The sequence below is a fragment of the Halalkalibacterium halodurans genome (genome assembly GCF_005671335.1).
GTDB lineage: Bacteria > Bacillota > Bacilli > Bacillales > Bacillaceae_D > Halalkalibacterium > Halalkalibacterium halodurans.
The window spans coordinates 765,586-792,022 of the sequence record NZ_CP040441.1; the positions used below are offsets into that span (position 1 = coordinate 765,586).

At 41.6% G+C, this 26,437-nt stretch carries 25 protein-coding genes, 2 pseudogenes and 1 riboswitch; of the genes and pseudogenes, 19 read left to right on the forward strand and 8 right to left on the reverse strand.

Features of this window, described 5'->3' with window-relative positions; genetic code table 11:
* Positions 1-90 precede the first annotated feature (90 nt).
* The 3 genes from FED51_RS03755 to FED51_RS03765 form a co-directional block, all read right to left on the reverse strand.
* Positions 91-447: a DUF779 domain-containing protein gene (locus FED51_RS03755; protein WP_053432436.1), complete on the reverse strand. Its 357-nt coding sequence runs from the start codon at positions 445-447 to the stop codon at positions 91-93.
* A gap of 12 nt (positions 448-459) precedes the next feature.
* Positions 460-1,980, reverse strand: coding sequence for an aldehyde dehydrogenase (gene adh, locus FED51_RS03760; RefSeq protein WP_053432437.1), 1,521 nt, complete (start codon positions 1,978-1,980; stop codon positions 460-462).
* Positions 1,981-2,175: 195 nt separating this feature from the next.
* The gene (locus FED51_RS03765; RefSeq protein WP_053432438.1) at positions 2,176-3,168 is read right to left on the reverse strand and encodes a lipoate--protein ligase; all 993 of its coding nucleotides are present in this window, start codon (positions 3,166-3,168) and stop codon (positions 2,176-2,178) included.
* A gap of 233 nt (positions 3,169-3,401) precedes the next feature.
* Here FED51_RS03765 and FED51_RS03770 point away from each other — a divergent pair, with 233 nt between their 5' ends.
* Positions 3,402-4,520, forward strand: coding sequence for a S8 family peptidase (locus FED51_RS03770; protein ID WP_053432439.1), 1,119 nt, complete (start codon positions 3,402-3,404; stop codon positions 4,518-4,520).
* Positions 4,521-4,565: 45 nt separating this feature from the next.
* On the opposite strand, the gene FED51_RS03775 is transcribed toward FED51_RS03770, so the two are convergent.
* Positions 4,566-4,880 carry a DMT family transporter gene (locus FED51_RS03775; RefSeq protein WP_010896860.1) on the reverse strand — a complete coding sequence of 105 codons (315 nt, stop codon included), beginning with the start codon at positions 4,878-4,880 and terminating at the stop codon, positions 4,566-4,568.
* The gene (locus FED51_RS03780) at positions 4,881-5,225 is read right to left on the reverse strand and encodes a DMT family transporter (RefSeq protein WP_053432440.1); all 345 of its coding nucleotides are present in this window, start codon (positions 5,223-5,225) and stop codon (positions 4,881-4,883) included.
* 50 nt (positions 5,226-5,275) lie between these two features.
* A riboswitch (guanidine-I (ykkC/yxkD leader) is annotated at positions 5,276-5,379 on the reverse strand.
* Positions 5,380-5,507: 128 nt separating this feature from the next.
* On the opposite strand from FED51_RS03780, the gene rlmD reads away from it, so the two are divergent.
* The 3 genes from rlmD to FED51_RS03795 all read left to right on the forward strand — a co-directional run bounded on the left by rlmD (position 5,508) and on the right by FED51_RS03795 (position 10,219).
* Positions 5,508-6,878: a 23S rRNA (uracil(1939)-C(5))-methyltransferase RlmD gene (rlmD, locus tag FED51_RS03785; protein ID WP_138090298.1), complete on the forward strand. Its 1,371-nt coding sequence runs from the start codon at positions 5,508-5,510 to the stop codon at positions 6,876-6,878.
* Positions 6,879-7,647: 769 nt separating this feature from the next.
* Entirely contained in the window at positions 7,648-8,817 is a 1,170-nt protein-coding gene (locus tag FED51_RS03790) for a hypothetical protein (RefSeq protein ID WP_138090300.1), read from the forward strand.
* A gap of 46 nt (positions 8,818-8,863) precedes the next feature.
* Positions 8,864-10,219: an IS1182-like element IS656 family transposase gene (locus tag FED51_RS03795; protein WP_010896456.1), complete on the forward strand. Its 1,356-nt coding sequence runs from the start codon at positions 8,864-8,866 to the stop codon at positions 10,217-10,219.
* A 298-nt stretch (positions 10,220-10,517) separates the two neighbouring features.
* Here FED51_RS03795 and FED51_RS03800 read toward each other — a convergent pair whose 3' ends face one another.
* Positions 10,518-11,321 (reverse strand): LysM peptidoglycan-binding domain-containing protein, encoded by an 804-nt coding sequence (locus FED51_RS03800; RefSeq protein ID WP_138090302.1) that lies wholly within the window; start codon positions 11,319-11,321, stop codon positions 10,518-10,520.
* A 201-nt stretch (positions 11,322-11,522) separates the two neighbouring features.
* Between FED51_RS03800 and FED51_RS03805 the strand changes: the two genes are divergently transcribed.
* The 13 genes and pseudogenes from FED51_RS03805 to FED51_RS03870 all read left to right on the forward strand — a co-directional run bounded on the left by FED51_RS03805 (position 11,523) and on the right by FED51_RS03870 (position 21,644).
* The gene (locus tag FED51_RS03805; protein WP_233443877.1) at positions 11,523-11,912 is read left to right on the forward strand and encodes a rhodanese-like domain-containing protein; all 390 of its coding nucleotides are present in this window, start codon (positions 11,523-11,525) and stop codon (positions 11,910-11,912) included.
* Between the two features lie 177 nt (positions 11,913-12,089).
* On the forward strand, positions 12,090-12,350 hold the full coding sequence (locus FED51_RS03810) for a metal-sensitive transcriptional regulator (RefSeq protein WP_053432446.1): 261 nt from the start codon (positions 12,090-12,092) through the stop codon (positions 12,348-12,350).
* 180 nt (positions 12,351-12,530) lie between these two features.
* Positions 12,531-12,732, forward strand: a pseudogene (locus FED51_RS03815) (sulfurtransferase TusA family protein).
* A gap of 91 nt (positions 12,733-12,823) precedes the next feature.
* A complete protein-coding gene (locus FED51_RS03820; protein WP_053432447.1) occupies positions 12,824-13,303 on the forward strand; it encodes a DsrE/DsrF/DrsH-like family protein in 480 nt (159 codons plus the stop codon).
* A 118-nt stretch (positions 13,304-13,421) separates the two neighbouring features.
* Positions 13,422-13,781: a rhodanese-like domain-containing protein gene (locus FED51_RS03825; RefSeq protein WP_083445674.1), complete on the forward strand. Its 360-nt coding sequence runs from the start codon at positions 13,422-13,424 to the stop codon at positions 13,779-13,781.
* Positions 13,782-13,836: 55 nt separating this feature from the next.
* Complete coding sequence (locus tag FED51_RS03830; RefSeq protein WP_053432448.1) at positions 13,837-14,412, forward strand: sulfurtransferase TusA family protein; 576 nt, start codon at positions 13,837-13,839, stop codon at positions 14,410-14,412.
* A gap of 469 nt (positions 14,413-14,881) precedes the next feature.
* Complete coding sequence (locus FED51_RS03840) at positions 14,882-16,009, forward strand: MBL fold metallo-hydrolase (RefSeq protein WP_053432449.1); 1,128 nt, start codon at positions 14,882-14,884, stop codon at positions 16,007-16,009.
* Positions 16,010-16,036: 27 nt separating this feature from the next.
* Positions 16,037-16,264, forward strand: a complete 228-nt coding sequence (locus FED51_RS03845) for a sulfurtransferase TusA family protein (protein WP_053432450.1) — start codon at positions 16,037-16,039, stop codon at positions 16,262-16,264.
* A 53-nt stretch (positions 16,265-16,317) separates the two neighbouring features.
* Positions 16,318-17,094 (forward strand): sulfite exporter TauE/SafE family protein, encoded by a 777-nt coding sequence (locus FED51_RS03850; protein ID WP_053432451.1) that lies wholly within the window; start codon positions 16,318-16,320, stop codon positions 17,092-17,094.
* A gap of 380 nt (positions 17,095-17,474) precedes the next feature.
* On the forward strand, positions 17,475-17,804 hold the full coding sequence (locus tag FED51_RS03855) for an ArsR/SmtB family transcription factor (RefSeq protein WP_010896867.1): 330 nt from the start codon (positions 17,475-17,477) through the stop codon (positions 17,802-17,804).
* A gap of 24 nt (positions 17,805-17,828) precedes the next feature.
* Positions 17,829-18,318 (forward strand): annotated as a pseudogene (locus FED51_RS03860) (SRPBCC domain-containing protein).
* A gap of 209 nt (positions 18,319-18,527) precedes the next feature.
* On the forward strand, positions 18,528-20,786 hold the full coding sequence (locus FED51_RS03865; protein ID WP_138090304.1) for a S8 family serine peptidase: 2,259 nt from the start codon (positions 18,528-18,530) through the stop codon (positions 20,784-20,786).
* Positions 20,787-20,945: 159 nt separating this feature from the next.
* Positions 20,946-21,644, forward strand: a complete 699-nt coding sequence (locus FED51_RS03870; protein ID WP_053432455.1) for a Type 1 glutamine amidotransferase-like domain-containing protein — start codon at positions 20,946-20,948, stop codon at positions 21,642-21,644.
* A gap of 212 nt (positions 21,645-21,856) precedes the next feature.
* Here FED51_RS03870 and FED51_RS03875 read toward each other — a convergent pair whose 3' ends face one another.
* Complete coding sequence (locus FED51_RS03875) at positions 21,857-22,684, reverse strand: pectate lyase family protein (protein WP_138090306.1); 828 nt, start codon at positions 22,682-22,684, stop codon at positions 21,857-21,859.
* A gap of 646 nt (positions 22,685-23,330) precedes the next feature.
* On the opposite strand from FED51_RS03875, the gene FED51_RS03880 reads away from it, so the two are divergent.
* Positions 23,331-23,903 carry a GNAT family N-acetyltransferase gene (locus FED51_RS03880; protein ID WP_053432457.1) on the forward strand — a complete coding sequence of 191 codons (573 nt, stop codon included), beginning with the start codon at positions 23,331-23,333 and terminating at the stop codon, positions 23,901-23,903.
* A gap of 56 nt (positions 23,904-23,959) precedes the next feature.
* Here the strand turns inward: FED51_RS03880 and FED51_RS03885 are convergent, their stop codons facing one another.
* Entirely contained in the window at positions 23,960-25,126 is a 1,167-nt protein-coding gene (locus FED51_RS03885; protein WP_053432458.1) for an ROK family transcriptional regulator, read from the reverse strand.
* Positions 25,127-25,359: 233 nt separating this feature from the next.
* Between FED51_RS03885 and FED51_RS03890 the strand changes: the two genes are divergently transcribed.
* Positions 25,360-26,385, forward strand: a complete 1,026-nt coding sequence (locus FED51_RS03890; RefSeq protein WP_053432459.1) for a TRAP transporter substrate-binding protein — start codon at positions 25,360-25,362, stop codon at positions 26,383-26,385.
* Positions 26,386-26,437 lie beyond the last annotated feature (52 nt).

Consider the following 26,437-nt stretch of genomic DNA (forward strand, 5'->3'; position numbering starts at 1 on the left):
TCACAATAGGTAATAGGACAATTCAATCAAAGAAAGGTTCCCGCCATCCAGTATTGATGTTTGGAACCTTTTTTCGTTGTTTTGCTATTTTTAAATCCGGAGGGCCTTTCGCTCGCTCTCTGTAAAGACGCGAGATCGTGTCAAGAATCGCTTTCCTTCAGGCCCTTCAAGGGAAAACATCCCTCCGCGTCCATCGACGACATCGATGATTAACTGGGTATGCTTCCAATATTCGTACTGATCCCTCGCAATGTAAAAGGGGACACCACCAATTTTACCGAGAAGCACGTCATTGGCGCCGACGCGGAGCTCTCCTTCAGGATAACACATAGGCGAGCTGCCATCGCAGCAGCCGCCAGACTGATGAAACATGAGTGGTCCATGGGTCTGTTTCAGCTTGTCGATGAGCAACAAGGCCGCCTCGGTTGCCGTTACTCGTTCGGGCACGTTCATCACCTCTTAGAAAAATCCTAATGCGTCTTCACTGTAGCTGACGAGCAGATTTTTCGTTTGTTGATAGTGGCTCAGCATCATCAGGTGTGTTTCTCGACCAATACCGGACTTTTTGTACCCTCCAAAAGCGGCGTGGGCAGGGTAGGCGTGATAGCAGTTCGTCCATACGCGTCCCGCTTGAATCTCTCGCCCAAATCGGTAGGCTTTATTCATGTCCCGCGTCCAAACACCTGCCCCGAGTCCGTAAAGGGTGTCATTCGCAATCGCTAATGCTTCCTCCGCATCCTTAAACGTCGTCACAGAAACGACCGGCCCGAAGATTTCCTCTTGGAAGACGCGCATATCATTCGTACCTTTAAACACAGTTGGACTAACATAGTAGCCGTTCGCCAATTCACCTGGCAAATGATTGCGTTCACCGCCAGCGAGTACCTCGGCGCCTTCCTCCTTACCGATGGCTAAGTACGAAAGAATTTTTTCAAGCTGCTCCTGTGAGGCTTGAGCGCCAATCATCGTGTTAGGATCTAGCGGATTGCCTTGTTTAATCGCTTGTACCCGAGCCAAAGCACGCTCCATAAATGTATCGTAGATCGACTCTTGGATGAGGGCGCGAGACGGGCATGTGCAAACTTCTCCTTGGTTCAAGGCAAACAGGACGAACCCTTCGATCGCTTTATTTAAAAAGGCGTCGTCTTTTGCCATCACGTCATCAAAGAAAATATTCGGTGATTTACCGCCAAGTTCAAGTGTGACCGGAATCAAGTTTTCCGACGCATATTGCATGATTAAGCGGCCGGTTGTCGTTTCCCCTGTAAATGCCACCTTGGCGACACGACTCGAGGAAGCGAGCGGTTTTCCTGCTTCCACTCCGAAGCCGTTCACAATGTTGACAACCCCTTTTGGCAGTAGATCTTCAATTAATTCAAGCAAGACAAAAATCGAAGCCGGCGTCTGTTCTGCAGGCTTTAAGATGACGCAGTTGCCGGCAGCTAAGGCAGGTGCCAGCTTCCACGTCGCCATTAAAATCGGAAAGTTCCAGGGGATAATTTGACCGACAACACCAAGCGGTTCATGAAAATGGTACGCGACCGTATCGTTGTCAATTTGGCTCAACGTACCTTCTTGGGCACGAATCGCGCCAGCAAAGTAGCGAAAATGGTCGATCGCCAGTGGAATGTCGGCATTTAACGTTTCACGGACGGGCTTCCCGTTCTCCCACGTCTCCGCAACGGCGAGTTTTTCTAAGTTTTCCTCCATCCGATCGGCTATTTTATTTAATAGATTTGCTCGCTCAGCAGGTGACGTTTTTCCCCATTGCTCTTTCGCCGCGTGGGCGGCGTCAAGGGCTAGATCAATGTCCTCGGCTGTGGAACGAGCGACTTCACAAAAGACTTCGCCTGTAACCGGAGTGACATTTTCAAAATATTGACCTTTCACAGGCGGTGTCCATTCTCCATTCACGTAGTTGTCATACCTCTTCTTAAACGAGACGACAGCACCTTCTTCATTTGGACGTTGATACACCATTCTACAAAAACCTCCCCCATATGATTTTACTCCCAAAACAAGTGGGAGTATGTTCTTTCTTCGACAAAATGTAAGCGCTCCCTCCGTCGATTTTTAATTTTCTTAAAGGACGAGCTCACGTTCATCCTATGTGGAGAAGGAAAAAAATAGAACATTAAAAACTAAAAAATAAGCCCCTAAGAAAGGGGCCTGTGATCAATAGAACAGGTTTAATAAATCGTCTTTTTCCACTTGACCGAAGTACGTTTTGACGTCTACGTCCGCTAATGCTTGTTCGATGTCAGCTCGCTCATAACGGATGCCAACCAGTCTATCCTCCAGATCACGTACATCCCCTGTACCAAAGAAGTCGCCAAAGATTTTGCACTGTTGAATCGTACCACCTTTCACCTCAAGGCGGATGTCAATGTTGCCGACAGGGAAGCGGTGGGAATGTTGCAGGTTAAAGGCTGGGGATTTCCCGTAGTTCCAATCCCAATTTTGATACCGTTCCTTTGACAGCTCATGAATCTCTGCCCAGTCGTCGGCGGTTAATTTGTACTCTTGGATGTTCGCTTGACCGTCAAAGATCGATTCAAGTAGCAATGAGCGGAATTGGTCAATGGAGATTTTTTCGGTTAGAAATTCAGAAATGTTGGCAACACGACTGCGGATCGATTTAATGCCCTTCGATTCAATTTTATCTTTGCTAACGTTAAGGGCGGAAACAACATGGTCAATTTCAGAGTCAAAAAGAAGAGTTCCGTGACTAAACATTCGGCCCTTTGTGGAGAATTGTGCATTTCCGGAAATTTTTCGACCATCGCTTGCGATAATATCGTTTCTTCCTTTTAATTCAGCCGTGACACCGAGCTTGGCTAACGCCTTGATAACCGGATCAGTAAACTTTTGAAAGTTGCTGAAGCTCTCACCATCATCCTTTGTAATGAAGCTAAAGTTTAAATTTCCGTGGTCATGATAGACGGCTCCTCCTCCCGAGAGGCGACGGACGACGTGAATACCATTCGATTCTACATATTCCGTATTAATTTCTTCGATCGTGTTTTGATTCCGCCCGATAATAATCGACGGTTCATTAATATAAAAAAGCAAGTAGGTTTCATTAATGTCTAGGTTTTTTAAGGCGTATTCCTCAATCGCTAAATTAATGCGTGGATCGGTAATGCCTTGGTTATCTATAAAAAGCATGCGCGTCGCTCCTTTACAGTTTGTCTCTCTTATATTGTAGGGAAAAGGGAGGAGTGGTGCAATTTTCAAGCAATTGATTGACATATATAAATATTTTTATACAGGTCCGCTGTTGAAAAAGAATAACGAAGCATGAAAGATACTAGGTCAGTTGCTGTGGAAATATGGCGGATCAGAGAATGTGAGATCTGTGATAGATTAAGAACAACTTCTAGTAGAGGGAGGAAGGTAGAATGAAGCGGCGTGTACACGTGTTGATCATGACCATATTGATGATCGTTCTGGCGACTGGGACAGCTTTTGCAGACAATCGTGAAGATACAGAAGATACAGAGGAATATTTGGTCGGCTTTAAAAATGAAGCGGCCGTTCAAGCCTTCAGTAACAATGTCACGACCTCAGCGGTAGAAGTGCAGCACGAATACGAAAACCTCCCTGTCATCGTGTCAGAGCTTTCCACAGAAGTGGCCGAGTTGCTAGAAAATGACCCATCGGTTGAATTTATTGAAAAGAATGAAAAAGTATACCTTGATCCGCTTGTGATGAATAACATCCAAGAGACGGATATTCCGAAATTGGAAGAGCGTATGAAGCGGGGAGACGGGGTTAAGGTCGCGGTCCTTGATACGGGAATTGCAAGCCATGATGATTTACATGTTATTGACGGTGTGAGCTTCGTATCAGTTGAACCTTTTTACCGTGACTTAAATGGGCACGGAACCCATGTTGCGGGCACCATCGCTGCCCAAGAAAATGATGAAGCTTCGACTGGAATCGCACCGAATGTGGAGCTCTATGCCGTCAAAGTGCTGAATGGTCTTGGTGCAGGCTCGATTGCCTCGATTACGAACGGGATTGACTGGGCGATCTCAAACGATATGGACATCATTAATATGAGTCTCGGCACGAACACCGACTCAGAAGCGTTACAACGAGCGGTCGAGCGCGCCCATGATCATGGGATTTTAATCATCGCCGCCGCTGGTAATTCAGGGGAAGCGGACGAACAACATACGATTGATTACCCGGCTCGCTATGATTCGGTTGTCGCCGTTGGAGCGGTCGATGGCAATAACGAGCGAGCAAGCTTTTCAAGCTACGGGGAGCAGCTTGAAATCATGGCCCCTGGTGTTGAGATTCATAGCACCTTCCTCTTTAATCGATACGAGCGATTAAGTGGAACGTCAATGGCTTCACCTCATGTGACAGGAGCAGCTGCCCTCATTAAAAGCAACAACCCTGAGCTAACAAACGAACAAATTCGCAAGCGATTGAATACAACGGCCACACCACTCGGAAATCCGTTTTATTACGGTCATGGCCTTCTTAACGTGGACGCCGCTTTAGATTAAAAAAGGAGCCACCCTCTTTTCCGTTGTCGATGGAGGGTGGCTTACTTAACCGATGAATTTCAGTCCGATTGTTGCTGCTAAAATGAGAGCGATGCATATAATCCGTAGGGTTTGTCGTGGTTCATCGTAAAACAACATACCGAGGAGTGCACCGCCTGATGCACCGATTCCGGTCCAAACGGCATAGGCTGTTCCCATCGATAGAGATTGCATCGCCATGGCTAACAACCAAAAGCTAAGTCCAAATCCGATGATCATCCCAGCATAGGCCTTCCACGAACGGCTTCGATGGAGCTGATTAATCATCAGTACGCCGACCATTTCACATAACCCTGCGGCAATAAGAATCACCCAAGCCATTTACCCCACCTCCTTTTGTTGAGATGAAGACTGTCCGCTCGCTAGCTTTAAGCCGATTACACCCGCTAATAAAAGCACAATAAGTAGCAGCTTCATTGAAGAGAGCGGTTCGGCAAAAAGAACAGCTTCAGCACACACGGTGCCAGCCGTACCTAGACCGACAAAGACCGCGTACACAGTACCGACGGGCAGCTGTTTCGCTGCTAAAATCATTAGCGAAAAACTAATGACAATCGCGAGGGCGGTTCCTCCCCATTCTAGCGGATGATCCGCGTGCTTCAACCCGATCACCCATCCTACTTCAAACACCGCTGCTATGACAACCATAAGCCATTGTTTATTCATATAGCATTCTCCTTTCCATATAAAAAGCCCGAGACATATCGTGTATCGATATCTCCCGGGCTTTTCTCCCTCCGTGGACAAAAAAGACAATCTTTTTTGCGTTTTCTCTCGGACCAGGCCTTGCCTTGCAAGCGGAACCCTAGAAAACATTTGGCTATTCGGTTAATCCCCCTCATTATAGCAAGCCCCTTGCCAGAGTCAAGTCAAGGAATTTAGGATATTTGCCACCGGTTATGGTACAATCATTGACGAATCTACGTGAACGTGAAAAGGACGGGTACCATGAGCAAGCAACAAGCACCAGTTAACAAAAATGATGTAGTCGAAGTAACGATAGAAGATTTGACCCATGACGGGGCAGGCGTTGCAAAGGTAGACGGCTACGCTTTGTTTATCCCGAAGGCCTTACCAGGCGAGCGCCTGAAGGCAAAGGTTGTGAAAGTAAAAAAAGGCTATGGCTTCGGGCGCGTGTTAAACATGATCGAAGCAAGTCCAGATCGGGTCGAGGCGTCATGCCCCGTATTCAATCAGTGCGGCGGCTGCCAGCTCCAGCATATGAGCTATGACGCCCAGCTTCGCTATAAGCAAAAGCAAGTGCAAGACGTATTGGAGCGAATTGGGAAAATCACCGCTGTGACGGTGAGGCCGACGATCGGTATGAATGAACCGTGGCGTTACCGCAACAAAGCACAAGTGCCGGTTGGGGAGCGAGAAGGGGGCTTAATTGCAGGCTTTTATCAAGAACGGAGCCACCGAATCATCGATATGGACGAATGCATGATCCAGCATGAGGAAAACGACAAGGTGATTCGTCAAGTGAAGGAGCTCGCCCGTGAACTTGGGATTCGCGGCTATGACGAGGAAAAGCACCGTGGCACCTTACGTCACGTCGTCGCCCGCTATGGAAAAAACACTGGGGAGATTATGGTTGTTCTCATTACCCGCGGCGAGGAGCTACCTCATAAAAAAACACTGATTGAACGAATTCACACGGCGATCCCTCACGTCAAATCGATCGTTCAAAACGTGAATCCGAAGCGAACTAATGTCATTTTTGGTGATAAAACAAAGGTCCTTTGGGGTGAGGAATACATTTACGACACGATTGGTGACATCAAATTCGCCATTTCCGCACGCTCCTTTTACCAAGTGAATCCCGAGCAGACGAAGGTGTTATACGATCAAGCCCTCGAATTCGCCAACCTGACCGGAAGTGAGACCGTCATTGACGCCTATTGCGGCATCGGCACCATCTCTTTATTTCTCGCACAACAAGCGAAGCATGTTTATGGCGTTGAAATCGTCCCAGAGGCGATCAGCGATGCGAAGCGCAACGCCCTTCTCAACGGCTTCGACAACGTTCAATTCGCTGTCGGTGAAGCAGAAAAAGTCATGCCTTGGTGGTATGCCCAAGGTGTCCGCGCTGACGTCATCGTCGTCGACCCGCCGCGTAAAGGCTGTGACGAAGCTTTATTAAAGACGATCTTGAACATGAAGCCAGACCGCGTCGTCTACGTCTCCTGTAACCCGGCTACCCTCGCTCGCGACCTGCGGGTATTCGAGGATGGCGGGTATGAGACGAAGGACGTACAGCCAGTCGACATGTTCCCGTGGACGACGCATGTGGAGTGTGTGGCGTGGTTATCCCGATAATATTAGGGTTCCTACGCCTTTGTGATTGACCACAGCTTGACCTACTTGTCAGCCGGTGCTGTCAATGATTAATGTGACAATGAATTAAGAGTCTCCTACAATAGGGGGCTCTTTTGTTATTCAGAATGTTAAACAATTAAACAAAATTATTGTTTTTTCCACTTTTATGTAAAAAGTATGGTAGTGTAGTATTGAAGAAAGATTTTATATTACACTATATATTCTTTATTCAACTAAATGTAATAAGAAATTTGAATCCGATGATAAACCGAGTGAGGGATAATGATGATGAGTATCTATAAATCAATTGAAAGTGAAAAGATGATTTTGGATTTATACGACTCACAAGTTAGAGGCTTAAGAGTAGACTATGAAGAATTATATGTTAACACAAGGTATGGAGAAACCCTAGACAATGATCAAACTTTTTTATAAAAGCTGGATAAACAAAGAGCCTAAACGGTCTTGATCAATCTTTTGCTCCCATTTAAACCATGCATATAAACAAGTAGCACCTCTTGGTACGATGAATGATGTTACTCAAAAGTAGACACAGTTTTCGATAAAACTAACGAATAATACGAGGTGTCGAAAATGAGCAGACAAACAAACGTTAGTCAGGCACGTTCATACATCATTTGTAGAATCGAGGGGACTTTATGGAGGTCCTAAGATTGCAAAAGATTTTGAACGAAGAGGGATAAGTTAGATAAGCTACTTTTAAGTGTATTTGGATGAAATGAGATTTTTGTATTGAGGGTGGAACAGGATGACTAAACATGTTGATGAAATTGTCAAAGACTTAGTGAATGGAGATTTACAAAAATATTGGTCAGGTTTTGAATCAGTTGCTTATGCATTATACGATAAGAAAAATGTTTATCTTTTCAACCATCCTAGAATGACAAACAATAAACCGATTAATTATCAAGTTTTAAAGTGGAATGAACAGTTTAATGGTTGTACCCTTATACTTTATGATGATTATCCAACAGCAATAGTTGATCTCGAATTGTATGATGATTATGCAAGTTTATATTCTATCCTTATACACGAACTCTTTCACGGTTTTCAATGTATTAAAGGTGAAAAACGGTTTGCAGATGAAATGATGGGCATCACATATCCGCTATTAAAAGAAAATGTGGAGTTAAGAAATCAGGAAAGAGAGCACCTTTTTAGTGCGATGTTAGAAAAAAATGTTAGTAAAAAGAAACAACATCTTACTATTTTCATGGCCCTGAGAGATAAAAGAGCTGCCATAATTAATGAACATCTATTATACGAGAACTTTATTGAAACAATTGAAGGACCTGCTTTGTATGTAGAACTAAAGGCTTTCTCGGAGAAAAGTCCAATTTCGTACAAATCAGTCTTAAAAACTTATGGACAGCCCCTTTTGGACAAATATTTTTCTACTACTAATATACGTAGGAGTTGCTATAGTTCTGGTTTGGTAATGTGTTTATTACTAGATGAATTTTCACCAGGTTGGAAGGGAAATTTTTGGAACAAAGAAGAATCATTATATGATTTATTAAAACAACTTTTCGATGATAGGGTAAAAATAAATGCGTTAGAAATAACTCCTGAAACAAAGGAAGTAATTAATTTTGCTAAACAAAATAGAAAAAATGAATTTGAAAATTTTGAACAACAAAAGGGGATTCATTTAATTATTGAAGGCGAAATGATTGTTAAATCATTTGATCCTATGAATATTGTTTCATTTGAAGAAAGACTTTTGCATAAGAATTTCATAAAAGTATCAATTAACAACGAAGATTACCTTGTTCGACAACCTGCTATCGCCCTGTGTAAAAGCGGATTACACAATATAAAAAAATTACATATTAGAGTAAATTTCATAAATCTCAGACCTTTTGTTTCAAGGGTTCCTAGGCACAAAAAAGGAAGTACCTCCCCAAATCCAGTATAATGGTAGTCGACGAAAACATCCCAAAAAGACTGGAGGAGTACTTCCTATGACCATTATACGACAAATGAGTTTATTTAGCATGCAAGAATTATATGAGATGGAACCTACCCAACGTTATGACGCGATTTTTTCCGCTATTGATCTGTCTTCCATTGTCCACGAGGTGACGAAAAAATCTCACCTTGGGGCACCAGAAGCATTGAATTATCCAGCGATGGTTATTTCTATATTGATCCGTCTTGTCGAAGGAATTCCAACGATGAAGCACCTAATTAAGCGTTTGAACGAAGACCTAGCCTTTAAGAGAAATTGTGGTTTTCTTGTATCCGATTCAGTTCCATCTGAAGCATCCTATTCTCGACTTTTAACGAAGCTTGAGAACTCTAACATTTTAGCTGAAGTTCAGGAAAAAGTGATCCTCCAAGCGATCGCTGAAGGGTTTATTACCGATGACACGGTAGCGATTGATGCCACACATTTTGAAGCGCGTGATCAGGCTCCACCAAAGGAAGAAAAACCAAAAGAAGAACCTCAAAAACGTGGTCGTAAAACAAAGAAAGAACGTGAACAATGGCTCATCGAACAGGCAGAAAAAGAAGCGAATCTCCCGTTATTCGAAAAGAAAATCGAAGCACAATTAGAAGTCTCATTAGCCCAATTACGTCGGGAGATCCCGCAAGATCCTAAATGGGGTATAAAAAAGAACAGCGAAGGAAAGAACGTCTTCTGGTATGGCTACAAGGGCCATTTAGCCGTTGGAACCTCGAGCCAATATATTCTCCAATCGCTTTTTTCATCGGGAAACTTAAACGATGGCAAAGCCGCGATTCCTCTATTAAAAGGAATCCATGAACGACTACCTTTGAACTCTCTTCGTTATCAAACGATGGATGCTGGTTATGATTTTGAACCCATTTATGAACAGGTCTATCGTATGGGACAACAGTCCGTCATTGCCTACAATAAGCGTAATGAGAGAGAAAGAGTTGGTTTTGACGAGCATTTCGCGCCGACCTGTGTCAGGGAACATTCTTATCGGTACGATAGCTTTGACCCCAAGTACGAAACGTTAAAATATACACGACCGAAAGAGTGTCACGACTGTCCTTTAGCCAATGATGGACTCTGTCAAAAGGTATATAAAGTCAAAATCACGACCGACCTTCGCAAATACACAGCACCTGCGAGAGGTTCAAATGTTTGGAAATCCATCTTTAAACAACGCACCGCAGTTGAACGAGTTAATGCTTATTTAAAAGAGCTTTTTCAACTGAACAATGTTCGACATCGCTCAGGGAAACGAGCCAAAGTTCACTTTGATCTCGTCACCTTAGTTTACAATGCTTCTAAACTCGCTGTTGATCGTATTCGTACTAGCCATCAGCAACAACAAGCTGCTTAAATTTTTAAAAATGAAATTTTATAAATTCTGCCCGTCTCAAAATTTATAAATTAAGCAATTATGAAATTGATTCATTATATTAAATAATGAACCTATTGAAAGAAAAGATTCTATTATAATTGATGGGATAGGAGTATTAAAGGGAAGGTATAAGAAAAAAGAAAATGTTATGCATTTATATGTGGATTAGAACATATTATCTTGTTCATCTACCGAAAGCGAGAATATGGAAGCGAAAGCATGGGGACGGTTCTCTAGTTCTGAGAAGGAAAGGGAGAAAAAGAAACGTCCCGATGCATTACATAAAGTAAACTCTTACTTGTACAAGATCTATAATACTGCCGTCGACTGGACTGCGAGAATATACCCATAATTGTCCGCTAGGTGAGGTAGGTGGTCGATCAATGAGAACGGTTCCAGAAAAATAACCGTATGCAGGTGGACCTTCAAGTGCTGTCGTAAAGCGTTCTGCTGAGACGATCACCCCGTTATCATCCCGAATCTGCATCAATACATTGGCCTCAAATACACGAGCGAAGCCTTCCACAAGCTCTCTGCTTGGCATAATATCCCCTGGAAACGGATGAGTGACTACGATATTTCTTGATGACGGAAGTGGAAGGAGTAAACGAAAACCGACAAAAATGAAATCAAGTGAAAATCCAGGACGACCTTCGTTTGCTGCTAAAATTTTTGTTATCGGAATTTGAAAGCGTCTAGAAATCCCAAATAGAGTATCCCCTACTTCAATTTCGTACACAAAGGCTGGAACCCAGAGAAGCTGCCCAACAAAAATAAGGTTCGGATCCTGGAGTCTATTAACTCCGGCGATAAGGTCGAAATGTGCTGAAAATCGCTGACTAATCCGAAAAAGTGTATCTCCAGGGACCGGAAGATAGGTGGTGTCAAAGGGGCGTACGGTAGGGACAGGAATAACAAGTGTCCAGCCTGGAAAAATGACATTTGGATCGATGAAACGAGGATCCTGTAGGTTCGCCCGTTGAATTTCTAGGACTGTACTGCCAAAACGTGCAGCGATTGCAGATAACGTATCGCCTGGCTGAACGGTGTAAACGACATGTGATTGTCTTACAACAGGCATATAACATACACTCCCCTTGGGCTATTCGAATTGTAATATTCCTAGGTTAGCATCATTGTTTACGTTTTTTATTCTTACGATTTATAGTTGAAAAATATGATGAATACGAAAGACGCAGTAAATCTTAGTATGAAATTTAGAGTTGCTTTTATACCTACCAGGGTATATAATATGGATATAAACAACGAGGGGGGCAGATAATTGATAAAGAAGTGTTGGCATATCATAATCCCTATAGCCATACTAATTGGATTTTTGGGATATAAACTAGCGCTTAATGCAGCCATAGATGAAATTAGCACGGAACAATTAGCCAAATTAATGAATAAGCAAAATGAAGATTATTTCTTTGTTGATGTTCGTGAGCCTCTTGAATTTAAAGAGGGGCATATAGATGGTATGATAAATATTCCTTTGAGTACACTGGACAATAATACCGACCTTATTCCTAAAGATCATACAATAGTCCTCATCTGCCGCAGTGGTAACAGAAGTCTTCAAGCTGCAAATGCATTAAAAGATCTTGGTTATCAAAATTTAGTCAATGTAAAAGGCGGAATGCTTTCATGGAAAGGTGAGGTTATAAAATAACTTCTAAGTGGCTTATATGACGACTATTATAATTGTATTTATAGTTATTTTATCGGTTTCTTATATGAAATTGGTTTTAATTTGTGTTGAAACTGGAAAATAAATGATCAAGATCATACTATCGTGCTTGATATAAGGACTAGGTTCAACTTTAGAACCAAACAAGGAGGGAATTCTATGGAGTACAATGACAAAATGAAAAACAGAGTAAAACGTGTAGAAGGACAAGTTAGAGCTATTCTTAGAATGATGGAAGAAGGGAAGGACTGTAAGGAGCTTGTCGTTCAAATGTCAGCGGCAAGAAATGCATTGGATCGTGCGATTGGTTTAGTCGTAAGCTCTAACTTAGAGCGGTGTGTTCGTGAGCAAATTGTAAAAGGTGAAGACACGGAAGCGCTTATTCAAGAAGCCGTGAATTTATTAGTGAAAAGCAGATAGTATATAAATAAATTGATTCACAGGGGTGAGTGATATCAATTACAACACCCCTATAGGTTTAATGGACTTTGATCAACGAATTAAAATGCTCTTGACAAAAATTTTTAATCTATTAAAATACCTGTATGGGTATAGGTATGTGTATAGATATAAAAAGGAGGCTACTAAAATAAAAAACAGATAAAATTTCTTGATGGGAAAGGTCTAGATTGTCCAATATCAATTATAAAAGGGAAGAAAGCATTAAGTGAGATGGAATCAGATCAGGCTTTAGAGATTCATGCGACAGAAAGAAAGCAAAAATAACTTATCGGCTTGGACTAAATCTGGTGGGCATAAGTTACTTTCAGATAATGAAGAAGAGAGTGTATTAATGTTCTGAATTGAAAAAGGCTAAGCAATCTATTTTTTTGAATGTTTTAATACCCATACATGTATATGTAAAAGAAGAAAATGATAAAGGAGAGGACAACATGACAGACAAAAAGAAAACAACGATCATCTTGTTTAGTGGTGATTATGATAAAGCAATGGCAGCTTTTATTATCGCGAACGGTGCTGCGGCTTATGATCATGAAGTAACCATCTTCTCAACATTTTGGGGACTAAACGCTTTTAGAAAAGATCAACATGTACCAGTGAAAAAAGGATTCTTAGAAAAAATGTTTGCAAAAATGATGCCTCGAGGAGCTGATAACTTGGGTCTTTCTAATATGAACTACGCAGGAATGGGACCAAAAATGATCAAGCATGTTATGAAAAAACACAATACTATGCCATTATCTGATTTACTACGAGTGGCACAAGAACAAGGTGTAAAGTTAGTGGCATGTACGATGACAATGGATTTATTAGGACTACAAAAAGAAGAATTGATAGATGGTTTAGAGTACGCAGGAGTAGGTGCATATCTAGCTGACGCTGAAGAAGGAAATGTGAACTTATTTATTTAATAAGTTTGACCAAAAGGAGGGAAAAAATGAAGGTAGCTATTTTAAAAGCTATATTTCATCATTCATATCTGTTAAAGGTGTAAGACAAATTTCAACAAGTGACCTAAAAAAGCATTTAATGAGACAGGATATTCAATATATTGGTGCAAGAACATCCGGCGAGTTCTCTAGACATAAAGTCAACACATTACAAAACATTCGATTCGATGAACATTTTCAAAAAGGAAACCAGTTATCAAAAAAGAAAGAAGTTGTTGTTATTTTCCAGTGGAATGCGAAGCATATACCAGGAAGTGTAAATATCCCACTTGGATTACTAGGGTTTTCGTTGCATGAACTAGACAAAACGAAAGAATATATTATCGTTTGTCGCTCTGGTGCTCGAAGTGGAAGAATCACCGAGTTTCTGTCCAGTCACGGGTTTCATGCTATCAATATGGTAGGAGGCATGATGAACTGGGAAGGTAACGTTCAGTAAATTTTTTTGAACTTAATTATACCTATAAGGGTATTGTTTCTAAGGAGGACTATTAATGGAAACGATTAAATATGATCAACTAGTAGATGCAAAAGGATTAGCATGTCCGATGCCAATCGTTCGTACAAAAAAAGCGATGAATGAGCTCGAACCAGGAAAAGTATTAGAAATTCAAGCAACAGATAAAGGATCAACTGCTGATATTAAAGCGTGGGCACAAAGCACTGGACATCAATATTTAGGAACCGTTGAAGATGGTGAAGTGTTAAAACATTATCTGCGTAAGGCTAATGGAGAAGAAAAAGAAAAGCAGAAGCACCCTCATGTAGTAAACAATGAAGAGCTACAAACCAAGTTGGCTAACAATGAAGATATCGTGGTTTTAGATGTTCGTGAATCAGCAGAATATGCGTTCAGTCATATTCCTGGTGCTAAATCGATTCCACTTGGTGAACTTGAGAATCGCTTAAATGAACTAAGTGAGGATGCAGATATTTATGTTGTGTGTCGAACTGGAAGCCGTAGTGATTTAGCCGCGCAAAAGTTAACAGAAGCAGGATTTAAAAAAGTGATTAATGTTGTACCTGGCATGAGTGAATGGAGTTACCGAACAGATCATCTAAATAAATAGGAAGAGTCTATCATGAGTCAGCTTACTGTTTATACTTCTAATGGTTGTTCATATGATGTAAAAAAACGTATTCGCAGATCAAAACATTTCCTACCGTGAAGTGAATGTGGACACGTAGCAACTTGTAGAAAAAACAGGTCAATTAGGGCCTCCACAAACGGAAGTAAACGGCCATTGTGTTGCCGGTTATGACCCAAATAGCACTGTGCCAGCATTGAGATAATAGCAGGTTGGAAATTTGAGTATAAAATAGCGATCATTTCAAGTGGTGGTGGATTATTTGATGACTACAAAGTATTCAATGTAGCAACAGTTGCAGCTGCAACAGACCAAGAGGTAGCAATATTTTTAGCTTTGAAAGTGGGTGGAGCCGTTACATTCTTAGAATTCGCAAACGATGCAGATGTAACACATTATTGTTTTAATTAAATTTTTTTAAACTAAAACATACTAATGGGGGTATTGTGAAATGTCAGTAAAAGCGATGAATTCAAAAGAAATAGCAAGAAAAGTAATCGAAAAGAAAGAGCTATTTATTCTAGATGTTCGTAATGCAGGGGATTTCGCTGATTGGAAAATTGAAGGAGAAAACTTTGATTACTTCAATATTCCTTATTTTGAACTATTAGATGGTGTAGAAGAAATCATCGATAAAATTCCAGCAGATAAAGAAGTCTTAGTCGTTTGTGCGAAAGAAGGTTCTTCCATGATGGTAGCTGAGATGCTTTCTGATGAAGGGTTAGACGTAGCTTATTTAGAGGGAGGTATGAAAGCTTGGAGTGAATATCTTGAACCAGTAAAAGTAGGGGACTTGAAAGACGGTGGTGAGTTGTATCAATTTGTTCGTCTAGGTAAAGGGTGTTTATCCTATATGGTTGTTTCAAATGGGGAAGCTGCGATTATCGATGCAACACGTATGGCGGATGTGTTTGTGAATTTCGCAAAAGAAATCGGAGCGCACATTACACACGTATTTGACACACACTTGCATGCCGACCACATCTCAGGTGGAAGAAAAATTGCCGAAGCAACTGGTGCAACGTACTGGTTACCTCCAAAGGATGCAGGTGAAGTAGTGTTTGAATATGCGGCACTTGAAGGTGGGGATGACGTAGTGATCGGGAACTCAACGATCAACATTCATGCTCTATACTCACCTGGTCATACAATCGGATCGACTTCATTTGTTATCGATGAAAAGTACCTATTATCCGGGGATATTCTCTTCATTGATTCAATTGGAAGACCTGACTTAGCAGGCCTTGCTGAGGATTGGGTAGGAGATTTACGTGAGTCACTTTATAAGCGTTATAGAGAACTATCAGAAGAGTTAGTTGTTCTACCGGCTCACTTTATGATCATCGAAGAGTTAAATGACGATGGAAGTGTTGCAGAAAAACTAGGAACACTATTTGCTCAAAATCATGGACTAAATATTGAAGATGAAAATGAGTTTAGATCAATGGTGACAGAAAACTTACCGCCACAACCAAACGCGTATCAAGAAATTCGTGAAACCAATATGGGGAAAATCATGCCAGATGAAGAAAAACAACGTGAAATGGAAATTGGACCTAACCGTTGTGCAGTAAGATAACAAACGATAAAACTGGAGGTTTTATAAATGAATGCGGATAAAGTATTAGACGCAAAAGGATTAGCATGCCCAATGCCAATCGTTCGTACAAAAAAAGCAATGACTGAACTTGAGTCAGGTCAAATCTTAGAAATTCATGCGACTGATAAAGGAGCAAAAAAAGACCTAGCAGCATGGGCTAAGTCTGGCGGTCATGAGTTAGTATCAGATACGGAAGAAGATGGTGTATTAAAATTTTGGATTAAAAAAGGCTAATTGCTATGGGAGCCAATTTGGTTCCCACCTTTCTTTGGAAGGAGGTCATCTTAATGGATTTTACCTTTATTTTCATCATTTTTTCAATTGGTTTTATAGGATCATTTATTTCAGGAATGTTAGGAATTGGCGGATCTATTATTAAATATCCCATGCTTCTATATATTCCACCATTGTTTGGTTTAGCCACTTTTAGTGCGCATGAAGTTACGGGTATAAGTGCGATTCAAGTGTTTTTTGCCACAATAGGTGGGGTATGGGCCTATCGCAAAGGTGGATACTTAAATCAAACGTTAATTGTTTATATGGGATCAGCTATTCTAATTGGCAGCTTTGTTGGTGGTTATGGATCAAAACTGATGTCAGAGGGCGGAATTAATCTTATATACGGAATCTTAGCATTAATTGCCGCAGTCATGATGTTTATTCCTAAAAAGGGATTTGATGATGTTCCACTTGATCAAGTGAAGTTTAATAAATGGTTAGCGGCTAGCTTTGCATTAATCGCAGGGGTTGGAGCAGGAATTGTAGGTGCTGCTGGTGCGTTCTTATTGGTCCCAATCATGCTTGTTGTATTAAAAATACCAACGCGAATGACAATTGCTTCTTCATTAGCGATTACCTTCATCTCGTCCATTGGAGCAACCGCCGGAAAGGTTACAACCGGACAAATTGATTATTTTCCAGCCATAATTATGATCGTCGCGAGTTTAATAGCATCTCCACTAGGGGCAATGGTAGGGAAGAAGATGAATACAGAGGTTTTGAAAGGGATATTAGCTTTATTGATTGCTGCAACAGCAGTGAAAATTTGGATAGATATCTTATAAAAACAGTGACAGGCGCACTAGTGTTGCATAAATGATACCTAAACAATTTAAACGTTTTCCCTGTGAGGAGTCAAAAAAATCAGTAAAGAGGCTCGATCCATTTTATCCGCATACTTTTCAAAGTGTAAATGTGTGGCTTGAAAACGAGGGAAGAATCGTCGTTACACAAAACAGAAAGCACTTGCTTATAAAGCGAATGTTAGAAGATGGATTTAGACAATGGTTAAGAGTCTCCATACAATGAGGAGGCTCTTTTTTGTTAAAAGAAAAATATAATATTCCCTTGTTCGAATATTCCTATAATGGTATATTTATTGTACAAAAGAAAAGGAAGTCGAGAGTGAGGTGACATTCTCAAAGATACAGAAAGGATCGAACGAATGGATACGAAGACATTCAGTGCGCTTGCTGAGCAAAATCGCTTAAGAATCGTGGAGTTACTGCGGGACGGCCCGTTACCGGTAGGAGAAATTGCTAACCGAGTAGGTCTTCGCCAACCACAAGCTTCAAAACATCTGCGTGTCTTATTGGAAGCTGGTCTCGTTGAAGTCAAAGTAGAAGCCAACCGTAGAATTTATACCCTTCGGCAGGAACCATTTCAAGCATTGCATGAGTGGCTTGAAACGTATAACACCATCTGGAACGAGCGTTTTAATTCTTTGGATCGGTACTTACAGGAGCTACAAACCAAAAAGCAAAAGGACACGTGAATTTTCAATTTCGGGGAGGAAATGATGATGGCAAATTCTATGATTTTTAAGGCAGAAGGGAATCAATTGATTGCGGAGCGTGTTTTTGATGCCCCTCGTGAGTTGGTGTTCAAGATGTTTACGGAAGCGGAACATTTGAAAAATTGGTGGGGGCCGCGCGGATGGGATTCGACCTGGTGGTTCGTGGCATTTTTGCATGAAATGCGTTGATGAAAATCAGGGGGATTTTTACGGATATGAATCGTGGGGTAAGGCACTTTACCGTGAGATAGTAGAAGGAGAAAAAATCGTATACGTCGATTACTTTTCTGATTCCGAAGGCAACCTATCGGAGGAGATGCCAGCTGCTGAAATCATCTTGACTTTCATTGATCTTGGAGGCAAGACGAAAATCGTCAATCAGGTGGAGTATCCTACTGTAGAAGAGCTTCAAAAGGTTCTAGACATGGGAATGGAGCAAGGTTTCATAGAAACGTGGGATCGTCTCGTGGAATATCTCCAAGACATTCAATAAAAGATTAGATTTAAGGTGGGGCGACTGAACGCGTCGCTCCTTTTTTATGTCCATAATCTCTCATTCTATTATTCTCTTTAAGAAATTAATTAAAAATTTTCTTATAATTTAAAATACGACAAAATTCGACCGATATAATGAACGTGACTAATACATTGTGTAACACCCACTGTCAATGACAGTGGTTTCTATAAAAGGAGGAGTTTCTATTGAACAAACGTCTTAAACGATGGTCAGCGATCATGAGCTTTGTTCTGTTAGTGAACTTGCTTGTTCCTGTTGGAACGTTCGCAGATACAGAGGAAGAAAAGGTAGATATCATTGTCACCTACAAGGATGTAGTGCGGGAATCGCCTGACTCTCGTCGCTCGGTCTATGAAAACGAACACACAATGAAAACATTACCGATCAAAACGATGACAGTTCCCGTCAGTGAGGTGGAGCGACTAAAGGAAGATCCGAATGTTGTATCGGTTTCACTGGATCAACCGCTTCAATTAATGTCTGATACCCGCGAGCTCGGGGAGCATGACTGGAACAATGATATGGTCAAAGCGTTTGATGCTTGGGATGACGGTTATACAGGGAAAGGTGTAAAGGTGGCTGTATTCGACACAGGCTTTGATGAACATCAAGATATTACATATGCTGGCGGTCATTCTGTCTTTGAAGGCGAGCCTTACACGCACGATCATCATGGACATGGTACTCATGTAGCAGGGATTATTGGGGCCCGTGAAGGGACGCTTCACCAAGGGATTGCCCCAGATGTTCAATTGTATGGCGTCAAAGTGTTTAGCCAAGAAAAGGGAGGCAATACGTCTCACCTTATAGCAGGAATTGATTGGGCCATTCAAGAGGGCATGGATATTATCAATATGAGTTTAGGTTACACGAATGAAGTACCAGCCGTCCATACAGCGATTCAACAAGCGGTTGCTCAAGGAATTTTAGTGGTGGCGGCAAGCGGAAATGGTGGGAAAGCCGACGGTTCTGGGGAAACGATTGAATACCCTGCGAAGTATGATGAAGTCATTGCTGTTGCTTCGGTGGACAAGGAGATGAAGCGGACGAATACCTCGGCGACAGGGGTAGAGAATGAATTAGCAGCACCTGGTGATCTGATCGGAGGGTTAGCTCCTGGGAACAAATATGTGTTTATGAGTGGTACGTCTCAAGCTACACCTCATGTGACAAGTCTAGCTGCCATTCTGATGGGAAAACATCCTGAGCTTTCGAGCCAACAAATCCGAGCACTGTTAGTTGAACAGTCACTCGACTTAGGTTCTGAAGGGCGCGATCGCTTGTATGGCTATGGACTCGCTCAATATGTTTCTTCAACGCCGCCAGATGAAGAAGAGAACGAAGAGAGTCCAGCAGAAGATCCGCAAGAACAGCCATCTGATGGAAAAGAAAATGAAGGGTCAGAGGATCAAGGCTCCACCCCGCCAGATGAAGAAGAGAACGAAGAGAGTCCAGTAGAAGATCCGCAAGAACAGCCGTCTGATGGAAAAGAAAATGAAGGGTCAGAGGATCAAGGCTCCACCCCGCCAGATGAAGAAGAGAACGAAGAGAGTCCAGCAGAAGATCCGCAAGAGCAGCCATCCGATGAAAAAGAACATGAAGAGTCAGCACCACCGTCTGAAGGGAATGAAGGAAAGCAAGCAACACATGTGGAAGTCAAACCGGTCAATCTAGGGGGAGTAGCGATCATCTCAAATGCGGATATCGCTTCCGTACTTGATAAAGGAACATTGGTTGTGTTCTTCGATTCATCCCTAGATGACTTGACTCGTTTAGCTTTAACGGCTGATCAAGTAAAGGAACTCAAGGATCGAGGGATAACCCTTGTCATTGCAAAACATGATCTTGAACTTGTCATTCCGCACGGGGTCTTTAAAGCAGGCGATGTTGTCATCGAATTTGAACGTGTAGTAGGCAAAGGAATTCCGTATGCAGGACAGGCGAAAAGCACGGTATATCAATTCAAAATCATTCAAAATGGACAACAGGTTCGTCACTTTGATGAGGAAATCGAAATGGGTTTTCGAGTAGATCAAGAGAAAAACGTCAATAACTTAAAGATTTATTACTGGAACGAATCCCTTAATGAATGGGAGAAAATTGGCGGTAACTATCAAGAGGGTTTTATTGTAGCGAGGACAAATCACTTTAGCACATACACAGTGTTTGATTCAGCTGTCTTTGAGAAAACAAAGAGCGGGACCCCGATAAGTGGAGGAAAAACCAATGGAAACTCTACAACTGAGGGTACTACAAACAGAGGGACGTCGAAAAACGGGACAGGAAGCGAACCTCAAGCTGAGGAAAGTAACGAGCAAAATAACAAGGATGGAACATTGCCGAAGACTGCTACAAATTTGTACAATTCGCTTGCGATTGGCGCGCTGTTACTGTTGATAGGATTTGTACTTTTACGAAAATCAAAAAGAAGAATAGTAGAATAAAGAGGAATGGGCCTTTCGAGAACGATTGAAAGGCTCTTTTTGTCTCATTTTAAGAAAGGCCAATAGCAACACTTTTTATTAATTGCAAGAAGGAACGGCCACAAAAGCCATAGAAATAGTGTCAAAACCATAAAAAATTGTACGAAAGGAATGGACCAATTGAAACAGATCATTGCGCTCGGGGGTGGAGGATTTTCCATGGAACCCGAGAATCCACTGTTGGATACATACATCCTGGATCAATGTGCAAAAGCGAACCCCAAAATTTGTTTCATCCCGACAGCAAGTGGTGATTCAGAGCATTACATCACTAAATTCTATGATTTTTTCGGTAAACAAGACTGTCAGCCTTCCCATTTGTCATTGTTCCGACCACCTACGAGAGACTTGGAAAGCTATCTTTTAGATAAAGAGATTCTTTATGTTGGCGGTGGGAATACGAAAAACCTGCTCATTTTATGGAAAGAGTGGGGGCTTGATTCAATCTTGAGGAAAGCGTGGAAAGAAGGCATATTGTTAGCTGGTATTAGTGCAGGCTCTATTTGTTGGTTTGAGGAGGGTGTAACTGATTCATATGGCGATGGACTTGAACCGATAAAATGTTTAGGCTTTTTAAAAGGGAGTCATTGCCCTCATTATGATGGAGAAACGGAAAGAAGGCCTTCCTACCATAGACTTGTGACCTCTAATGAAATCCAAGGCGGAATTGCAGCAGATGATGGCGTGGCGATTCATTATATTGGAGAGGATATACATAAAATTGTTAGCTCAAGGCCGCGTGCCAAGGCCTATCGCCTTCATCAGTTCGATCACAAAGTGATAGAGACTGAGCTTGAAACAGTGTTTTTGGGCGCTTAAAAAGGACGAGCATAGCTATGTAACTCTTATCGTTTTCGTACATAGGCAAGGAGTAAGGATCTCGATCATGCATTTTTCAGTGAAACGGCCAAACTAAAGGATTCGTTCAGGTCGTTAGAAATAGTAAAGGAAGAGGATGAATTTTCCTCCTCCTTTGTTTTAGAGGGTAGCACTCGCCTTCAATGAACGTTATTGTACTCTAGGACTTGTACTTACTTACCTGCTCCAGCATTATTTATGACATGGCTTCTTACTTGAGAAGCGTTCCTTAAAGTATATGAATAGTAGTCAGACGGCTTCCAAGTGACTCCGGATGCTCTCGTTGTCATAGACCCACTATTGACAAAATAACTACCGCTATCTCTAATATATCCTGGTTTGCTTGTAGTATCGATAAAACTAGTAGGATGTCTGAGGTTTTCGAAATAGTTATTCTCAGAGTATATTTTAGCTGAAACGCCAACACCAATCGCATATCCTAAAGAGGATGAATAGCCCATATCTCTTCCGTATTTCCCCATATCACTATAGTAGTTGTTATAGAGGTGAACCATTCCGAATCTGACTCTTGGATTTCGTTGAGTTGTTCCTCTAAACCAGCAATCATGAATCGTGACTTTATATTTATCCGTATTCGTATCATTATCATTGCCACTGATTGTTATCGATTTATTATGCTGCTCAAATCTACTGTTTGAAATGGTCACATAATTAGCGCCGTTTACGATATCTATCAATCCGTCGCCATGCTTTCTCATCGTGACATGATCAATCCATATATGATGAGCGTCTTTTCCCGTGATCTGAATGCCATCATAATCGTTCGTTTTGCCATCCCAGTCACCCTCGACATACGTGCCTCGAATCGTCAGGTTTTTAACGATGACATTACTGCCTCTTATTTTAAGCCCACCATTTATAATTTCAGAGCTTGCGTTAAGGCCTACGATTGTTTTATTGGAGCTGACGTCAATGTATCTCCCTTTTGGAGAGAGATTGATGGAACCTGAGACTTTAATAATGTATTTGCCGTTGCATATCTTTCTAAATCTGCTGCATTTGTCACTGTCACTTCCGTGCCACCTGAACCACCTGTTGTTCCATTAACTCCATCGGCATTTATAGAAGCCCAACCAGTTGTACTCTTAAAGGAATAAGAGTTAGCGCTTGCAGCATTAGGCGCGGTGCCTAACATGAAATAAATAAGTAAGAAACTATTTTTTTCATTTCTACCATTTTATCGACCTCTTTCCAGAATGTATTTAATGTAAAATATATAATGTTTTTCCATTAGTCAATATAAAATGAAGAAAGTTTGTAAGAATGAACAAATTTTTCAGCTGATAGGATTCACGATAACGATAAAAGGTGGAGAGAAGGAAGAGAGAGTAACTTCTCCCTTCCTTTCCTGATCGATGTGACCTACTACCTTGACGTGGAGTCACTTTAAGATACAGGCTTCTTCGCGTTCAAGCGAATGAGTCACTCCTTTTATATACTCTCCCTTCAGAATTGAGATAATCTCTATTATTCTCCCCCTACCAGTGAGTAGATTGTGCTCTTCCTTTAATTAGGTGGATTCGTCATTGGCTCACCCTAACGAATACGAACGAGCACAGTTACTCCACACTAACAGGGAGATTTGTAGTATAATTTACCATTATAAAGAAGAAAAGGGGTCATGCGATGACAGGACATGTTGAGCGGTTTCCAATACTTGAAACGAAGCGATTGATTTTGCGAAAAATAACAACCAACGATGCAAGCAGTATATTAAGTTATCTTTCCGATAAAGAAGTGATGAAATACTTCGGATTAGAGCCCTTTCAGACACTCGAGGATGCGTTAGAGGAGATTTCATGGTATGAATCCATCTTGCATGAACAAACAGGAATTCGCTGGGGGATCACGTTAAAAGGGCAAGATGAAGTGATAGGAAGCTGTGGCTTTCATCAATGGGTACCCAAGCATCACAGAGCAGAGATTGGCTTTGAATTAAGCAAGCTTTATTGGGGACAAGGAATCGCTAGCGAGGCGATCCGTGCCGTCATCCAATATGGGTTTGAGCATTTGGAATTACAACGAATCCAAGCATTAATTGAGCCACCGAACATTCCCTCGCAAAGGCTAGTAGAAAAACAAGGCTTCATCTCAGAAGGGTTGTTAAGAAGTTATGAATATACTTGCGGTAAATTCGATGATTTGTACATGTATTCATTATTAAAAAGAGATTTTGACAAGATCCACCGCTCGTTGTAACAAAAGCCATAGAAAGGCCGGTTCCGCTAAGGACTCGACCCTTCTATTTGGTTTTATTAGGTTTTTGTAGCACTTAATTTTAAGGTGTTGATCTCAAGGAATTGTTTGATGCCAATAAAACAAGCACCCAACGCGCAAGCTTCTTTTCCGAGATTTGATATTTTAAGCGTTTTATAATGGCTAATTTTTGAATGAAGGTGTGATTGAATCTTGTGCTCGATGTTAGGCAAATGAGGCATTAATCCACTGCTAATGACAATGGTCTCAGGGTTGTAGGAATTGATGATGTTATTCAACCCAAGTGAAAAATAATAAATAAATTGGTCAAGCTTCTTCAACGTTTCTTCATCACCAGCCTCAATTAACGCTAGCACGACGTCACGATCCACGTGTTCGCGCTTCGTTGATTCCGAGATCTCCTGATAAAGGGCTTTCTCCGAAGCATAGAGCTCCCAGCATCCTTTGTTTCCACAACGACATGGCTTCCCTTCAGGCACAATGATCATATGGCCAACTTCCCCCGCATATCCGTGAAACCCTTTATAAATTTCGTTATGGACAATGAGTCCCATCCCTACTCCCGAAAAAGAGCTAATGCAGAGAAGGTTGTCCGCTTCGTGATCGCTTACGACATTTTCAGCCAATGCACAAAGGTTTGTGCTGTTTTCCACGACGACAGGAATGTTTACCGCCTGTTCAATCGGTTGCTTTACGTTTACGTTGGACCAATGGTGTCCAGGAGTAAACGCGATCGTTTCGTCATTGTCTACGATTCCGTGAATGCCAATACCAATCCCTACAACTCCATATTTAGAAGCAGGAATGTCCTTTAAAAACGACTGGATCAAAGAGATCATTTCATTTACGACATCATCGAAATCGACATTGGCTAGTTTCCACTGCTCTTTTTTGATCACTGCCCCTTTTAGGTTGCATAACATAAACGTTAACGTTTTGATATCAAGATCAATGCCTAATGTGAAAGCGGCATTCTCGTTCAATGTGAGGAGGATGGGCTTACGGCCCCCGCTAGATTCGGCGTATTGTTTTTCAATAATTAAATGTTCCTCTAATAACGAGGCAACCTGAGACGAAACGGTCACTTTATTTAAATTTGTGATTTTTGATAAATCCGAACGCGAGATTTCTTGTTTTTCGATAATTTTTTCAAGAATGGCTCGCCTGTTCATTTTTTTTATGAACGTCGCTCCTCTTGTATCCATACGTATCCCCTCAATTTGTTCTGTGAATATTGATCCCCATCATATTTAATCATACTGTTTGGCAAAAAAGAAATGAAAGGGGTTGCAAAAATTTTTTAACTGTTGTTATAATGATAGCACAAGTTTGTTAAGTTAACAAACAAAGTTATCTAATGTATTGAAAAGGTTTACAATTCGATGAGAACTGCTTTAGCAGCTCATATAAATTTAGGAGAAATAAAGGGGGAGACAGTTTGAAACATTTTATCGTTGCTTTAATGATTAGTAGTTTCCTAGTGGTTGTAGCTGCTTGTGGAAGTAATGAATCCTCGACGGACACGCCGGGAGAGAGCGGGAATGGTGAAGCGAAAGAGCACAATTTAACATTGGCTCACAATTTAAGCGAAGATCATCCTGTCCACTTAGGGTTAGCAAGGTTTGCTGAGCTTGTGGAGGAGCGCTCAGAAGGTCAAATTACGATGGAGATTTTTCCGAATGGTGTATTAGGCGATGAACGGGAAGTGTTAGAGCAAGTCCAAGCGGGTGGAGTCGATATTACAAAAGTAAGCGCTGCTGCCCTTGAGAACTTCTCTTCCCAATACGCTGTATTCAGCCTTCCGTATGTGTTTGCTGATGAAGAGCATTTCTTTCAATCGATGGAGTCAGAGGCTGTTGCTCAATTGTTTGATGAGACAGAAGCTGATGGGTTCGTTGGATTAACATGGTATGACTCTGGAGCGCGCAGTTTTTACACGGTTGATCAGCCAATCATGCACCCAGATGATTTAAAAGGCTTGCGAATTCGCGTGATGGATAGTCAAACGCAAATTGAAATGATGGAAGCTTTAGGCGGGGCCCCTACACCGATGCCATATGGTGAAATTTACACGGCGTTACAGTCGGGAGTGGTGGATGGTGCAGAAAGTAACCCTACTGCCTTAACGACTGGAAAGCATGGAGAGGTGGCAAAAGCGTTTTCTTTTGATGAGCACGCACGGATTCCAGACATTGCCGTTATTAGTAGTGCAGTTTGGAACGAATTTACAGATGAGCAGCGTCAGTTCGTACGAGATGCGGCAAAAGAATCAACAGAATACCAGAAGGATATTTGGGCGGAGGCCGTTGAAGAAGCGATCGAAGAAGCGGAGGCCATGGGAGTAGAGTTCCATTATCCAGACCAAGAGCCTTTCTATCAAGCTGTCCAACCATTGCACGAAAAATACCGCGAAGATGAGAAGATTGCTGAATTGTTAGATGCATTTGATCAGCTGCGTCAATAAAAGAGGAAGAGTGCTCCACTTAATGGGGAGCACTCCAACTTTATCTCCACTA

Coding starts and splice junctions, on each gene's coding strand:
- FED51_RS03830 (WP_053432448.1), top strand. CDS start 13,837: ATGGAAACGATTAAATATGATCAACTAGTAGATGCAAAAGGATTAGCA.
- FED51_RS03855 (WP_010896867.1), top strand. CDS start 17,475: ATGGATACGAAGACATTCAGTGCGCTTGCTGAGCAAAATCGCTTAAGA.
- FED51_RS03825 (WP_083445674.1), top strand. CDS start 13,422: ATGAGACAGGATATTCAATATATTGGTGCAAGAACATCCGGCGAGTTC.
- FED51_RS03775 (WP_010896860.1), bottom strand. CDS start 4,880: ATGGCTTGGGTGATTCTTATTGCCGCAGGGTTATGTGAAATGGTCGGC.
- FED51_RS03820 (WP_053432447.1), top strand. CDS start 12,824: ATGACAGACAAAAAGAAAACAACGATCATCTTGTTTAGTGGTGATTAT.
- FED51_RS03780 (WP_053432440.1), bottom strand. CDS start 5,225: ATGAATAAACAATGGCTTATGGTTGTCATAGCAGCGGTGTTTGAAGTA.
- FED51_RS03790 (WP_138090300.1), top strand. CDS start 7,648: ATGACTAAACATGTTGATGAAATTGTCAAAGACTTAGTGAATGGAGAT.
- FED51_RS03850 (WP_053432451.1), top strand. CDS start 16,318: ATGGATTTTACCTTTATTTTCATCATTTTTTCAATTGGTTTTATAGGA.
- FED51_RS03845 (WP_053432450.1), top strand. CDS start 16,037: ATGAATGCGGATAAAGTATTAGACGCAAAAGGATTAGCATGCCCAATG.
- FED51_RS03770 (WP_053432439.1), top strand. CDS start 3,402: ATGAAGCGGCGTGTACACGTGTTGATCATGACCATATTGATGATCGTT.
- FED51_RS03800 (WP_138090302.1), bottom strand. CDS start 11,321: ATGCCTGTTGTAAGACAATCACATGTCGTTTACACCGTTCAGCCAGGC.
- rlmD (WP_138090298.1), top strand. CDS start 5,508: ATGAGCAAGCAACAAGCACCAGTTAACAAAAATGATGTAGTCGAAGTA.
- adh (WP_053432437.1), bottom strand. CDS start 1,980: ATGGTGTATCAACGTCCAAATGAAGAAGGTGCTGTCGTCTCGTTTAAG.
- FED51_RS03810 (WP_053432446.1), top strand. CDS start 12,090: ATGGAGTACAATGACAAAATGAAAAACAGAGTAAAACGTGTAGAAGGA.
- FED51_RS03880 (WP_053432457.1), top strand. CDS start 23,331: ATGACAGGACATGTTGAGCGGTTTCCAATACTTGAAACGAAGCGATTG.
- FED51_RS03795 (WP_010896456.1), top strand. CDS start 8,864: ATGACCATTATACGACAAATGAGTTTATTTAGCATGCAAGAATTATAT.
- FED51_RS03765 (WP_053432438.1), bottom strand. CDS start 3,168: ATGCTTTTTATAGATAACCAAGGCATTACCGATCCACGCATTAATTTA.
- FED51_RS03840 (WP_053432449.1), top strand. CDS start 14,882: ATGTCAGTAAAAGCGATGAATTCAAAAGAAATAGCAAGAAAAGTAATC.
- FED51_RS03885 (WP_053432458.1), bottom strand. CDS start 25,126: ATGGATACAAGAGGAGCGACGTTCATAAAAAAAATGAACAGGCGAGCC.